General features: G+C 70.2%; 12 protein-coding genes. 7 read left to right on the forward strand and 5 right to left on the reverse strand.

The features are described 5' to 3' along the window. Positions 1-168 precede the first annotated feature (168 nt). Positions 169-738, reverse strand: a complete 570-nt coding sequence (locus tag ACIQJT_RS04150; RefSeq protein ID WP_402639655.1) for an exonuclease domain-containing protein — start codon at positions 736-738, stop codon at positions 169-171. Between the two features lie 263 nt (positions 739-1,001). Here ACIQJT_RS04150 and ACIQJT_RS04155 point away from each other — a divergent pair, with 263 nt between their 5' ends. Both ACIQJT_RS04155 and ACIQJT_RS04160 read left to right on the forward strand, forming a co-directional pair. Beyond that, positions 1,002-3,071, forward strand: a complete 2,070-nt coding sequence (locus tag ACIQJT_RS04155) for a DUF1996 domain-containing protein (RefSeq protein WP_402639657.1) — start codon at positions 1,002-1,004, stop codon at positions 3,069-3,071. A gap of 319 nt (positions 3,072-3,390) precedes the next feature. After that, complete coding sequence (locus ACIQJT_RS04160; RefSeq protein ID WP_402639659.1) at positions 3,391-4,557, forward strand: serine hydrolase domain-containing protein; 1,167 nt, start codon at positions 3,391-3,393, stop codon at positions 4,555-4,557. 23 nt (positions 4,558-4,580) lie between these two features. Here ACIQJT_RS04160 and ACIQJT_RS04165 read toward each other — a convergent pair whose 3' ends face one another. Continuing rightward, positions 4,581-5,507 carry a GNAT family N-acetyltransferase gene (locus ACIQJT_RS04165; protein ID WP_365462409.1) on the reverse strand — a complete coding sequence of 309 codons (927 nt, stop codon included), beginning with the start codon at positions 5,505-5,507 and terminating at the stop codon, positions 4,581-4,583. Positions 5,508-6,009: 502 nt separating this feature from the next. Here ACIQJT_RS04165 and ACIQJT_RS04170 point away from each other — a divergent pair. The 5 genes from ACIQJT_RS04170 to ACIQJT_RS04190 are packed head-to-tail and all read left to right on the forward strand — an operon-like array spanning position 6,010 to position 9,957. Next, positions 6,010-7,197, forward strand: coding sequence for an ATP-binding protein (locus ACIQJT_RS04170; RefSeq protein WP_402639662.1), 1,188 nt, complete (start codon positions 6,010-6,012; stop codon positions 7,195-7,197). Further along, entirely contained in the window at positions 7,194-7,595 is a 402-nt protein-coding gene (locus ACIQJT_RS04175; protein WP_053853026.1) for a roadblock/LC7 domain-containing protein, read from the forward strand. Before ACIQJT_RS04170 ends, ACIQJT_RS04175 begins: the two co-directional genes overlap by 4 nt. Continuing rightward, positions 7,592-7,969 carry a DUF742 domain-containing protein gene (locus ACIQJT_RS04180; RefSeq protein ID WP_053853025.1) on the forward strand — a complete coding sequence of 126 codons (378 nt, stop codon included), beginning with the start codon at positions 7,592-7,594 and terminating at the stop codon, positions 7,967-7,969. The genes ACIQJT_RS04175 and ACIQJT_RS04180 overlap by 4 nt, the downstream gene beginning before the upstream one ends. After that, positions 7,941-8,549, forward strand: coding sequence for an ATP/GTP-binding protein (locus tag ACIQJT_RS04185; RefSeq protein ID WP_365462413.1), 609 nt, complete (start codon positions 7,941-7,943; stop codon positions 8,547-8,549). The genes ACIQJT_RS04180 and ACIQJT_RS04185 overlap by 29 nt, the downstream gene beginning before the upstream one ends. A 52-nt stretch (positions 8,550-8,601) precedes the next feature. Next, positions 8,602-9,957, forward strand: a complete 1,356-nt coding sequence (locus ACIQJT_RS04190; RefSeq protein WP_402639665.1) for a cytochrome P450 — start codon at positions 8,602-8,604, stop codon at positions 9,955-9,957. Positions 9,958-10,322: 365 nt separating this feature from the next. Here ACIQJT_RS04190 and ACIQJT_RS04195 read toward each other — a convergent pair whose 3' ends face one another. From ACIQJT_RS04195 to ACIQJT_RS04205, 3 genes are read right to left on the reverse strand one after another with little or no spacing between them, the layout of a single operon-like run. Then, the gene (locus ACIQJT_RS04195) at positions 10,323-11,681 is read right to left on the reverse strand and encodes an MFS transporter (RefSeq protein ID WP_402639667.1); all 1,359 of its coding nucleotides are present in this window, start codon (positions 11,679-11,681) and stop codon (positions 10,323-10,325) included. 42 nt (positions 11,682-11,723) lie between these two features. Further along, the gene (locus tag ACIQJT_RS04200; protein ID WP_402639669.1) at positions 11,724-12,641 is read right to left on the reverse strand and encodes an amidohydrolase family protein; all 918 of its coding nucleotides are present in this window, start codon (positions 12,639-12,641) and stop codon (positions 11,724-11,726) included. Positions 12,642-12,646: 5 nt separating this feature from the next. Next, positions 12,647-13,672, reverse strand: a complete 1,026-nt coding sequence (locus ACIQJT_RS04205; RefSeq protein ID WP_402639671.1) for an amidohydrolase family protein — start codon at positions 13,670-13,672, stop codon at positions 12,647-12,649. Between the last annotated feature and the right edge of the window lie 129 nt (positions 13,673-13,801).

The following is a 13,801-nucleotide window of genomic DNA, read 5'->3' on the forward strand; positions in this document are numbered from 1 at the left end:
TCATCGGTGCTGGTGTCGGGCTGGGTGGGACTCGCCGCCTTGAGGTTGCGTGAGGGGGGAGGGCGGGGCCGCGACTGGCGGCGATCCCGGCGGGTGTGGGGACGTCCGCGGTGATCACGGCTCAGGCCACGACCGGGGCGCCGCCCCCGGGCTCGGTGACGTGGTCGTTCACTCCGGAGGCCAGGCGTTCCGCTCCGCCAGGTGGAGCACCAGGGCCGCGATGTTCCACGCGTCGTCCTCGCCGCGATGGTGGCGCCCTTCCAGGGGGAGTCCGGCGAGGGCGAGGGCCTGGGCCATGCCCGGGCGCTTGCGGAGACCGTGCACCTCGGTGAAGACCGCCTTGGCGTTGGTGTGGCGGCGGCCGAAGGGGTACGGCGTCCCCGTGGCCCCGCACTGCCGGGTGAACTGGCGACGGTCGTAGTCGCCCCAACTCGCCCACGGGCGCGCCCCGGAGGCGTGTTCGGCGGCCAGCAGCCGACACGCTTCCCCGAACGGCAGGCCCGCGTCGACCTCTTCCTGGGTGAGGCCCGTCAACTCCGTGCAGAAGTCGCTGACTTCGGAGCGGGTTGGCCGCACCAGGATCCGGTGCCGCTCGACGCGCTCGGCGGTCGACAGGTCCACGACCGTCAGCCCGATCTCGATGATCTCGCTGACCGCGCGTGGGGGAGGGGAGCCGGGCCAGCAGGTGGCTTCGACGTCCACGACGTTCAGGAGGCGTCCGGTGGCCGTGCTGTTCATGACGAGAACCGTAGGGCGCGGACAGGTGCGGGTCATCTCGTTTTCCCTGCACAGGGGTTCGGGAGCGAGTGGTGGAACCCGGTGTTCCGTATGAGGGTGCTGTGAATTTCCGAGGCACTTGAACACACCGGGCCCCCCGTCCGTATGGGGCGAGGGATGTGCATGCCCGGACAGCCGACACGCGCAGGAGTAGTTCCGTGGGACGCAGTAATCGCAGACGACCGACAGGCGCACGACGTGCGACCTTCGCCGCAGTAGCCCTGATGCTCGGGGGTGGTGGCCTGGTCGCGGCGAACGTGTACGCCTCCGCCACGGAGAGCGGCACACCGCAGCAGACGTCGTGGGGAGCCGTCACGATCGACTGCCCCGACGTCGGCGACACGCTCACCGACGTGCCGGACGCGTCGAGAGCGGAGGTCGACAAGGACCTCGCCTTCCTCGACCAGCAGATAGCCGAGGCCTACCGGCAGCTCCAGGACCCGACGGTGGACAGCCGCGAGTCCGCGCAGAACCGCATCGTCGAGCCGCTCCAGGAGAACCGCGCCGCCACGATCGAGCGCATCACCGCCGCCCTCCAGGGCGCGGGCCGACAGCAGGACGGCCTCGGCGACATGGCCGACTGCACCCTGCGCGAGACCGAGAACCAGAACGGCGACGGTCAGGACCAGCAGCAGGACGGCCAGCAGGGCGACGGCCAGAACCAGGAAGGCCAGGACCAGCAGGGCCAGAACCAGGACGGTCAGCAGGGCGACGGCCAGGACCAGGGCGGCCAGCAGCAGGGCAACGGCGGACAGGCCGGCAACGGTCCCGTCGCCGCCGACTACGCCGACATCAACACCGCTCCCCCCACCGCGCAGGCGCCGCAGGCTCAGGGCGACGCCTCCCGCGGCACCTTCGTCACCAGCTGCGGTGTGAACGCCAACGGTCTGTTCAACTCGGACAACGTCATCGTCGCCCCGGGTGTCTCCAACGGCGCCCACCACTTCCACGACTACATCGGCAACCAGTCCAACACCGCCTTCGCCAGTGACCAAAACCTGGCGAACGCCGAGACGAGCTGTGTCGACCAGGGCGACAAGTCCACGTACTACTGGCCCGTGATCCGGCTCCAGAACGGCACGCAGGAGCAGGACGCCGCCAAGCCCGGCGGCGGCATCGAGGGCAACGCCGGTGAGATCGTCACGCCGAAGGAAGTGACGCTGACGTTCGTGGGCAACCCCCGCAGCAAGGTCACCGCGATGCCGCGGCTGCTGCGCATCATCACCGGCGACGCCAAGGCCTTCGTCAACGGCACCGCCAACGCCAACGCGTCGTGGAGCTGCACCGGCTTCGAGGACCGGCAGCTGAAGGACAAGTACCCGCTGTGCCCGCAGGGCAGTGACGTGGTGCGCACCTTCAAGTTCCAGAGCTGCTGGGACGGCCGCAACATCGACAGCGCCAACCACCGCACCCACGTGGCGTTCGCCCAGAACGACGGCACCTGCCCCGAAGGCTTCCGGGCCATCCCGCAGCTGGTCCAGCGGATCGTCTACGACATCGACGCACCGAGCCTGAACGACGGCGGCCGCACGACCCCGCTGTTCGCGGTCGACTCCTTCCCGGAGCAGCTCCACAAGCCCGTCACCGACCACGGCGACTTCATCAACGTCTTCGACGAGAACCTGATGAACGAGATGGTCGGCTGCATCAACGACGGCCGTGAGTGCGGCGCGGGCACGGGCCAGGACGACCCGGGCAACGGCGGCGACGACGGCAACGGGAACGGCGACAACGGCAACGGCGACAACGGGGGCGACAACGGCGGCGACGACGGCAACGGTGGCGGCACCGCCCCCGACCCCGGCGCCGGCCAGGACCCGGGCAACGGGAACGGCGACAACGGCGGCGACAACGGCAACGGCGACGACAACGACAACGGCAACGACAACGACAACGGCTCAGGGAACAACCTCGGAACCGACGAGCCGCAGCAACCGACGCAGACCGCCGAAGCCCCGGCAGATGACCAGACGACCGCGCCGGCGGAGAACGAACCGAAGACCTACAGCTCACCCACCGCCCACAGCACGACCGCGCCCTCGCCCGGCACCGGCACCGGCAGCGGAAACGGGACCGAGAACGGGAACGTGTCCGGCGACGACCAGGCCACCCAGCCCGTCGCCCAGGACAACACCGCCCCCAGCGGCCCGGCCGCCATCGCCCAGCCCGCACCTCAGGGCGACCAGGGCAGTCTCGCCGAGACCGGCACCCAGCTGTGGCCGGCCGCACTCGGCGCGGTCCTCCTGATCGGCGGCTTCGTCCTCCTGCGACGCACCAGCCGCCGCTCGATGTGACACAGACCGGCACGAACAAGTAGTGAAGTGGCTGTCCGCCCGGTGATTCCACCGGCGGGCAGCCACTTGCATTCGGGCAGAAGGACAGGCGCCGGCCCCGGATGCGGCGAGCGCCTGAAGCGGCTCGCGTGGCACCTCGAAATCGACGTGGTTATTCTGGGTCTGGGAAACCGAATTCGGACCGTACCTCGGCGGGGTGAATTCACGGGACCACTCCGTGGCCCTGCCACTGGTCCGTGCACAGGTGCCCGGGAAGCAGGGGATGGTCGCTCCCGGTGACGCTCGGCGGGCCATGACGTCCCCACTTCCGGGAGCCCCCATGTCTCTACGCCGATCCCGCCTGCGAGCGGCCACCGTCCTCGCGGTCTGCCTGACCGCGCTGACCCCGGTGACGGCCGCCGGTGCCGCCGACGAACCGTCGGGCGACCAGTCGCTCCAGCGGCAGCTCGACGCCTTCGTGAACCGCACGGGCGGACCGCCCGGGGCCATCGCCGTCCTGCGCACCGAGAACGGGACGCGTGTGGTGCGCGCCGGAGTCGCCGAGGTGGGCACGGACCGGGCGCCCGGCTCCGACGACCACATGCGCATCGCGAGCACCGCCAAGGCATTCAGCGGGGCCGTGGCCCTCACCCTGGTCGACCGTGACACTCTGAGCCTGGACGACACGCTGGGCGAACGGCTTCCGCAACTCCCGGACGCCTGGGCGTCCGTGACGCTCCATCAACTCCTCAGCCACACCAGCGGCCTGCCGGACTACTCCAAGAGCGACGGGTTCGTGGACGAACTCCGGGCCGATCCCCTGCACCACTTCGACTCCCGGCGCCTGCTCGACTACATCGCCGACGACCCCCTGCTCTTCAAGCCGGGCACGCAGTACCGCTACTCGAACTCGGACAACATCGCCGTGGCGCTCATGGCGGAGGCGGCGACGCACAAGTCGTACGAGGACCTTCTGCGCGATCTCGTCCAGGAGCCGCTCCGGCTGGAGTCCACGACTCTCCCGCAGGGCAACCGGATGCCGACGCCCTACCTGCACGGCTACGACGTCAGCGAGGCCGGGTCCCCGCAGGACGTCAGCGAGGTCATCGGCATGTCGGGTGTCTGGGCCTCCGGAGGCATCGTCTCCACGCCGGCCGACATGACCCGGTTCATCCGGGGCTACGCCCCCGGACGGCTGTACGACCGGTCGACCGTCGAGCAGCAGCGGCAGTGGGTCGAGGGCGCATCCGAACCGGCCGGTCCGGGCCGCAACTCCGCTGGTCTGGCCGTCTTCCGGTACGAGACGCGATGCGGTGTCGTCCTCGGCCACACCGGGAACACGCTCGGATATACCCAGTTGATCGCGGCCACCCCCGACGGCCGCCGATCACTGACCTTCTCCGTCACCGCCCAGATCACGCAATCCTCGGACGCCCAGGGGTTGCAGAGAATGCGGGCGTTGCAGGAGAAATTCGTCTGTGCGTTGCTGCGCGACGGGAATCAATAGAGATTTTCCGCGGCGTTCACTTTTCAGCCCAGCACGATTTCCCAGGTGTCGACGGCGTAATGGACCGACATTCCGTTGCGCTCGTACAACGCGGGGGCCCCGGTTGCGTTCTCGGTGTCCACGCCCAGTCCCACGGTCTCCCGCCCGCGGGCCGCGAACGCGGCGAAGGCCTGCCGCAGCAGCAGTCCGCCCAGGCCCCGGCCGCGGGCCTCGCGGACGATGCCGAGACTGCGGATCCATCCCATGGCCTCGCGGTCGTCGCGGGAGATGAGGAAACCGGCGTCCCCGAGGTCGTCGGTGGAGACGAGCCACACCAGTGACCAGTCGAGCCGGTCCGCGTGGATGTCGGCCAGCCACTGCTCGTACGAGCGGGGCTGGAAGTCGAAGTGCTCGGCGAAGGCGGCCTGGTAGAGGGCGTACACCTGCTTCTGGTCCGCCTCGTCGGAGCAGGACCGCACCCGTACGCCCGCGGGCGGCCGGGGCGGCAGGTCCTCGCCGGCCCGCAGCGGCCGTTCCAGTACGTGATAGCGGCGTACGGCCGACCATCCGCGCGCCCGGATCAGCGCGAGGTCGGTCGTCGGCGCCGAGTTGAGGTGCAGGTGGAGCACGGCCTTCGAGGCGCCGTTCGCCCGGGCCCTCTCCAGCGCCCGGGCCTCGACCGCCTCCAGGAGGAGCTCGCCGGCCTGCTGGTGGTCGGGCAGGACGTAGTGGTCGGCGTCGATGCGCTCGCCCTTCGAGTCGTCCCAGACCAGGGCGTACGCCACCAGGCGGGGTCCGTCGAAGGCCAGCCAGGAGTCGCGGGCGAGGTCCACCTCGGGATGGGCCAGGTCGGACTCCACCGTGTGCAGATCGGTCTCGGGCCGCCCGATCTCGATCCGGTCGATCTCGTTGAGCAACTCGGTGACGGCCGGCGCGTCGGTGGGCGCGGCAGCGCGCAGGAGATAGGGCATGAGGCAAGGGTCGGGGGCGGGCGCGCCGGCCGCAAACGAGTTTCCGCCCGCGGGCGGCACGTGTTCTCACCGCCTTGGTAGGCTGCGGCCGTCGATCACGGACGAGCGGCCGCGACAGGTGATCCCGTGCGGCCGCCGGGGTGGCGATCAGAGCCCTGAGCCGCCGGCCGGGCGACACCGGACGGCCGGGGTGCGGGTCCGGAGCGCGGGGCGGTGACGACCGCCGGCCGCGGGCGCCGAGGCCATTTGCGGGATCTTTGTGGAGAGTCGTCAAGTGTGGCACCAGGTACGCCTGTTGACACTGTGACGACTGATAAGATCATTACACTTTTCAGTAGGCTGACGACGCGTCATGCGCGCGTACGGGGGACAGCCAAAACGGCCCCATCGTGAAGGAGTGACGGTTGGTCCGCCGGTAACGCCCGCGCCGCTCGGCGGTGGGCATTTCCGGGGTCCCATGCACGGTCAGTCTCCCGACGCGAGGCGACTTGAAGAGAGTCTCATGACGTCATTGTTCGAAGATCCACTCCTGTGGGTCCTGCTCGTGGTACTCATCGCTGCGGTTTTCGCAGTGATGCGCGCACGGAGAACCAACATCCAGCTCCGCGCGAACAACAACAAACTGCACGGCGACATGGCGAGTGTGCGAGGTCAGCTCGCCGAGCTCCAGACGACGTACTCGTCGGTGAGCGCCCGGCACGCCGCGGATCTGGAAGAGGTGCGCAAGGACGCCGAGTCGGCGACCAAGGCAACCCTGAAGTCGGCCGTCGGCACCCTGGCCACCCTCGCCGAGGAGCAGTTGGCCCTGCTCGACGGACTCCAGCAGAAGTACGGCGATGACAACGCTGTCCTCGCCGACCTGATGCTGGTCGACCACACCGGCAGCCAGTTCAGCCGCCGTACCAAGGGCATCTCCGTGCTCTGCGGCGGCTGGCTCGGCCGGCGTGACCGGGACGCCTCGGTGTACGACGTCGCCCGGAGCGCCCAGGGACGGATCCGCGACTTCGAGCGGGTCAAGGTCCACTCGCAGGCCAACGTCGCGATCACCAGCCGGGCGGTCGAACCGGTCGCCATGGTCCTGGCCGAACTGCTGGACAACGCCACCAAGTACAGCGCCCCCGGCACCCCCGTCGAGATCAACATCCAGGCCGTCCCCACCGGGATCTGCCTGATCGTCGACGACGCCGGCCTCGGCATGGACCAGGAGACCAAGGCCCGCGCCGCGTCCCTGCTGACCTCCGGCGGATCCGTGGACATCACGAGCCTCGGCGACCCGCCCAAGTTCGGCTTCGCCCTCTCCGGGAAGCTCGCCGCCCACTACGGGTTCCACGTCTCCGTCGACGCGGTCTCCCCCTACGGCGGTGTGCGGGCCGTGATCCGGGTGCCCGAGAACCTCCTGACGGCGGACGTGCCCGCACCGGCACCCGTCGAACTCGACGACCACGAGGGCGAGCCGGTCGCGGTCAAGCCGACCCCGGTCGCCTCCCTCGTCGTCGGACAGACGGCCGGCGGCCTGCCCAAGCGCCGGCGCCGCCGCAACGGCACCGTCTCCGTGGTCGCCACGCCCAGCGTCGAGGTGCCCGACCTGGACGCGGCCGGCGAGGAGACCGCCTCACGGCTCAAGGCATTCGCTCGCGGAACCCTGCTCGGGCGGGACTCGGACAACACGGAAGGACCTCAGAACCAGTGAATCCCGACCTGTCGTGGGTGCTGAACGACGTGCTCGAGGTACGCGGAGCCCGGCACGCCATCCTCGTCTCGGCGGACGGCCTGCTGATGCAGCGCTCCGACGGCATCGTCCGTGACGACGCCGAACGGAACGCCGCCGCGATGAGCTCCCTGCAGTCACTGTGCCGCAGCGTCGCCCCCTTCGTGGGCGGCGGCAAGGGCCTGTGGAAGCAGACGCTCATCGAGTTCGACGGCGGATGGATCTTCCTCATCGCCGGAGGCAGCGGCTCCTACCTCGCCGTCTCGACCGCCCTGGACGTCGACATGGAGGCCATGTCGATCCGGATGCAGAAGACGGTGGGCGCGCTGACCAAGGCGATGAGCGCCACGCCGCGCCAGCACACCGGCGTGGACGCATGACCTGGCCAGGCGAGGACGCACCGGTAACCAGCGACTTCGTCCGCTCCTACGTCATCACGGGCGGCCGTCGTCTCCCCTCCGACGACGACCTGGCCCTGCACACCCTGGTGTGCATCGCCCCCGACCGGACCCTGCCGCTCGGGGCCGGCCCCGAAGTCCGGGCCATCTGGGAGCTGTGTTCGGGCGGCTACCTGTCGGTCGCCGAAGTCGCAGGTCATCTGGGCCTGCCCGTCGGCGTGGCCCGGCTGCTGCTGTCCGATTTATTCGAGCAGGGGCACCTCATGCGCCGCGCTGAACCGGCCCCCGCCCAGCACGTTCCCCGAGCGATACTCGAGAAGGTTCTGCATGGACTCGAAACCCTCAACATCGGCTGACCCCGGGGCGAACGGCTCCATCTACGTCTCCTCCGAGGTGACCACCGCCGCGAAGATCCTGGTGGTCGGACACTTCGCCGTGGGCAAGACGACCTTCATCGGGTCCCTGTCGGAGATCACTCCTCTGCGCACCGAGGAGAAGATGACCCAGGCGTCCATGCACGTCGACGACCTGCGCGGGGCGCCGGACAAGGCGACCACCACCGTGGCGCTGGACTTCGGCCGGCTGACCCTGAGCGACGAACTGGTGCTGTACCTGTTCGGCACCCCCGGACAGCAGCGCTTCATGCAGCTCTGGGAGGACATGGCCCGCGGCGCGCTCGGCGCCCTGCTGCTGGTCGACCCCTCGCGGCTGGAGGAGACGTTCCCGGTCATCGACCTGATCGACGAGTACGGCCTCGAGTACGCGATCGCCGTCAACACCTTCTCGCAGACCAGCCACTTCGAGGAGGCGGAGATCCGCGAGGCGCTGGACCTGCTCCCGGACACCCCCGTCATCTACTGCGACGCCCGCGACCAGCGCTCCTCCGCCCGCGCCCTGATCGCCCTCGTGCGTCATCTGCTCGACCGCGCAGCCTGAACCACCACCCCCCGCCCGGACCGCACGGTCCGGGCCACCAAAGGACACAGACATGGACGTTCACGACACGGCCGCCACCGGTGCGGCCAGATGCCCCATGTACGACGGCTCGTTCGCCGCCGACCCGCAGAAGGTCTACGACTACCTCCGGGCGCACGGCCCCGCCGGCCCGGTCGAACTGGCCCCCGGTGTCGACGCCACCCTGGTCGTCGACCACGAGACCGCCCTGCGCGTGCTCCAGAACCCCAACCTCTTCGCGCGTGACGGCCGCCGCTGGACCGCCCTCAACGAGGGCCGGGTCCCCCTCGACAGCCCCGTCCTGCCGATGATGGCGTACCGGCCCAACTGCCTGTTCACGGACGGCGCCCAGCACCTCCGGCTGCGCAAGGCGGTCACCGAGAGCCTCGACCGCCTCAACGTCACCCGCATCCGCCGCGACGTCGAGCCGATCGCCGCCTACCTGATCGACCAGTTCAGCGAGCGGGGCCGGGCGGACCTGATCAACGACTACGCCAAGCTGCTGCCGATGTTGATGATCAACAAGCTCTTCGGCTGCCCCGCCAGCATCGGCGACCGGGTGACCAGCGCGATGGCCGACATGTTCGACGGCAAGGACGCGCTCAAGGCCAGCGACGAACTCACCGCCTGCTTCATGGAGCTGGTCTCCCTCAAGCGCCGCGAACCCGGCGACGACATCACCTCCTGGCTCGTCCAGCACCCCGCCGGTCTCAGCGACGAGGAGCTCAAGGACCAGCTCGTGATGCTGATCGGCGCCGGCGTGGAGCCCGAGCGCAACCTCATCGCCAACTCCCTGCTCCTGCTCCTGGACCGGGACGGTGGGAACGGCCCGAGCATGCAGATCGAGGACGCCCTCGACCACGTCCTGCTCAACAACCCGCCCATCGCCAACTACGCGACGCACTTCCCGCTCCAGGACGTCGACCTCGGCGGAGTGGTGGTTCCGGCGAACTCCCCCCTGGTCATCAGCTTCGCGGGCGCCAACAGCGACCCCGCGCTCACCTCGTCGGGCCAGGCCCACAGCCGCGGCGCCCACCTCGCCTGGGGTGCCGGTCCGCACGCCTGCCCGGCCAAGAGCCCGGCCCAGGTCATCGCGGTCACCGCCATCGAGCTGATCCTGAACGCCCTGCCCGACCTGGTCCTGAGCGTCCCCGCCCAGGAACTGCAGTGGCGCCCCGGCCCGTTCCACCGCGCCCTGGCCACCCTCCCCGTGCAGTTCAGCCCCACCCCGGCCACCCGGATGGCCTCGGCGTACGGCGTGCCCACCGCGCCCCGTCCGACCGCCGTCCAGCAGCCCCAGCAGGCGGCCCGCGTCCCCGCGCCGGCCGCGACGCAGAAGCCGGCCAAGAAGGGCTTCTGGAGCAGCTTCCTCGAGATCTTCCGTGTGTGACGGCTTAGCGCCGCCCGACCGGTGCCGGAGCGAGGACTGACACTTCACAAGTCCCCTCTCCGGCACCTGTGTTCGTTCCGGGGGACGGCCGACGGCGAACCGAGCGGCTGAGGCGCGGAGTTGCCTGGGACACCGGGCGCAGTCGTCGCGGACGCCCATGGCTTGGCGCGGACGCGGGCGCGGGGGACCGGACGGTGTTGCCCGTTCGCCCACCGGAGCCCCGGGGCAACTCTCGCGACCGTCCTCAACCCACCGTATGCGCAGGCCCGTTGCGCGGCTCGGCGGCCCGCCCGCCGTGGCCACCGCGATCCGGCCCACGCAGGCGGTGGAGGCCGAGGGACGCCCCTCGACCTCCACCGGAGGTGTCAACCGGCCACGCTCTCCCGTCGTGGCTGGTTCACCGGAACGCGCTTCGGCCGGGTGCGGGGACCGAAGGCGGCCAGGACGATCGCGCCGACCAGCCAGGTGCCGGCGATGAAGTAGAAGACACTCTGGTACCCGTGGCCGTTGTAGAGGGCCGCGACGATCAGGGGACCCGCGGCGTTCGAGAGACGCCCAAGGCCGTACGACACGCTCGTGCCCAGGGAACGGCCTCGGGTGTCGAACAGTTCGGGGGAGTAGGCGTACCCGAGGGCCGTGTAGCCGCGCTCGAAGAGGTTCACGAGGAAGCCGAACACGACGATGAGCAGCGGGTTGAAGGTCAGCCCGTACAGCAGGCCGCACAGCGCGATGACCGTGCCGAAGGCGACCAGGCACCACTTGCGTTCGAACCGGTCGGTGACCAGGGCCGCGAGGTAGGAGCCCAGCGGGGCGCCGACGGTGGTGAGGGCGACGTAGAAGACGGACTTCTCGACGCTGAAGCCCTCCTTGGCCAGCAGGGTGGGCGCCCAGCTCGAGTAGCCGAAGAAGCCGATGGTCTGGGTCACCCACAGCACGGTGAGCAGCAGGGTCGGCATCAGGTACTTCCGCTGGAGCAGGACCCGCAGGGAGGTCCTGGTCGCCGGGGCCTCCTCGACGGGCGGCGCCGGTGCGGGCAGCGGGCCCTTCTCGGCGCCGACGCGGGCCTCGATCTCCCGCAGGACCTCGTCCGCGGCGGCGTGCTCGCCCCGGCTCTCCAGCCAGCGCGGCGACTCCTTGAGGTGCCGGGTGAACAGGACGAGCAGCAGGCCCAGCGAGCCCCACAGGAAGACCAGCCGCCACGACCAGTCGCTGAGCGGGACGACCGCGCTCGCGATGAGGTTGGTGGCCGGGGTGCCGCAGATGCCGATGACGATGGCGTACGCCTGGAACTTCCCGCGGACGGCGGACGGGTACATCTCGTTGACGTAGATCACCGCCACGACGGTCATCGCCGCGAGCCCCGCCGAGGTCAGGACGCGGAACACGCCCAGCGAGACGAGGTCCCAGGAGAACGCCGAGGCGAAGGAGAACACCCCGAAGAACAGCGTGGTCAGCAGCAGGGTCCGCTTGCGGCCCCAGCGGTCGGCCATGGTCCCGGCGACGACGGAACCGATGAACATGCCGACGAACGACAGGGAGGTGACGTAGGCGATCTGGTCGACGGTGATGCCCCACAGGTCGATCAGTTTCGGGGCGGTGGTGGCGAAGGTGTTGATGTCCGCGAACTCGAAGAAGTAGGCGAACGACACGGCCAGCAGGGTGACCTTGTGGAAGCGGGAGACCGGCAGTCGGTCCAGCCGGTTCAGCGCGTTGGCTCGTTGCATGTGCGGCCCTTGTCGGAGTGGGAGGGGAAGGCGGAGACGTCCTCAGGCCTCGTCGGGCCAGTACAGGCGCATCGGGTTGTCGACCAGCAGCAGCCTCTGCTGCTCCTCGGTGGGAGCGATGTGCGGGACGTGGTCGACGAGGAGCCCGTCGTCGGGCATGTGGTCGGTGAGGTTGGGGTGCGGCCAGTCGGTGCCCCACAGCACCCGGTCGCCGAACTCCTCGACGACACGGCGGCCGAAGGGCACGACGTCGGTGTAGGCGTCGCGCTGACCGTCGAGGGCGGCGGGACCGGTGACGCTGAGGCGTTCGGGGCAGGTGACCTTCACCCAGACGTCGTTGGCGTCGACGAAGCGCAGGAACCGGCTGAACTCGGGGCCGTCCACGGGCCGGGTGACGTCCGGCCGGCCCATGTGGTCCACCACCAGCGGTGTGGGCAACGAGGCGAAGAAGGGGGCGAGTTCGGGCAGGTCGGCGCTCTCGAAGTACAGGACGACGTGCCAGCCGAGCGGGGCGATCTTCGCGGCGATCGTGCGCAGGTCGTCCTCGGGGGCGGTGTCCACCAGCCGGCGGACGAAGTTGAACCGCACCCCGCGGACGCCCGCCGAGTGGAGGGCCCGCAGTTCGGCCTCCTCGACGTCGGGCCGTACGGTCGCCACGCCCCGCGCGCGGTCTCCCGCCGCGCGGACCGCGTCGACCATGGCGCTGTTGTCGGCGCCGTGACAGGTGGCCTGCACGACGACGTTGCGGGCGATGCCCAAGTGGTCGCGCAGGGCGAACAGTTGCTCCTTGCCGCCGTCGCAGGGCGTGTACTTCCGCTCCGGCGCGAACGGGAACCGCGCCTGAGGGCCGAAGACATGGCAGTGGGTGTCGACCGTGCCGGCCGGGAGCCGGAAGGCGGGGACGGACGGGTCGGGGCACCAGTCGAGCCAGCCGGGGGACTTGGGGGAGAGCAGGTGCACGTGGATCAGCGCCCCTGTCGACGCAGCAGGGCGTCCAGCCGCGGATACACGGCACGCGCGTTGTGCTCCCGCACGGCGGCCAGGTCGTCGGCGGGCAGCTTCGCGGCCTCGGCGTAGCGGCCGGTGTCGTCGAAGTGGTGGCCGGTGCACGGGTCGACGTCCCGGACCGCGCCGATCATCTCCGAGGCGAACAGGATGTTCTTCTTGGGGATCACGTCGAAGAGCAGGTCGATGCCGGGCTGGTGGTACACGCAGGTGTCGAAGAAGACGTTCCCGAGGACGTGCTCCTCCAGCGGAGGCTTGCCCAGTGCCATCGCCAGGCCCCGGAAACGCCCCCAGTGGTACGGGACCGCTCCGCCGCCGTGCGGGATGACCAGCCGCAGGGTCGGGAAGTCCGCGAAGAGGTCGCCCTGGACGAGCTGCATGAACGCCGTGGTGTCGGCGTTGAGGTAGTGGGCGCCCGTGGTGTGGAAGGCGGGGTTGACGCTCGTGCTGACGTGCACCATGGCCGGGACGTCGTACTCGACCAGCTTCTCGTAGACCGGGTACCAGGAGCGGTCGGTGAGCGGGGGAGCCGTCCAGCGGCCGCCGGAGGGGTCGGGATTGAGGTTCACCGCGACGGCGCCGTACTCCTCGACGCAGCGGGTCAGCTCCGGGACGCAGGTGGCGGGGTCGACGCCGGGGGACTGCGGGAGCATCGCGGCGGGCGCGAACCGCTCCGGGTACAGGGTGGCCACGCGGTGGCAGAGCTCGTTGCAGACGGCGGCCCAGGCGGCGGAGGTCTCGAAGCCGCCGATGTGGTGGGCCATGAAGGAGGCACGGGGCGAGAAGACCGTCAGGTCGATGCCGCGTTCGTCCATCAGCCGCAGTTGGTTCGGCTCGACGCTCTCCCGCAGCTCGTCGTCGCCGATGCGCAGGTCGGACCGGGCCGGGGCGGCCGCCGGATCGCCCAGCGCGGCCACCTGCCGGGACCGCCACGCCTCCAGCGCCGGGGGCGCGGTCGTGTAGTGCCCGTGACAGTCGATGATCATGTGCTGCTACCTCCGTCTTACGGCGTCGTCGTCGACGGGAGCAGCGTCGGCCCAGGTCGGAGGCGTGGGCAGAGCGCCCGGCACAGAACTAACGCCTCCTTAACAGAGCTGCGGGGCTCACCGGAACGT

The sequence above is a fragment of the Streptomyces sp. NPDC091972 genome (genome assembly GCF_044756385.1).
In the GTDB taxonomy this organism is placed as follows: Bacteria; Actinomycetota; Actinomycetes; order Streptomycetales; family Streptomycetaceae; genus Streptomyces.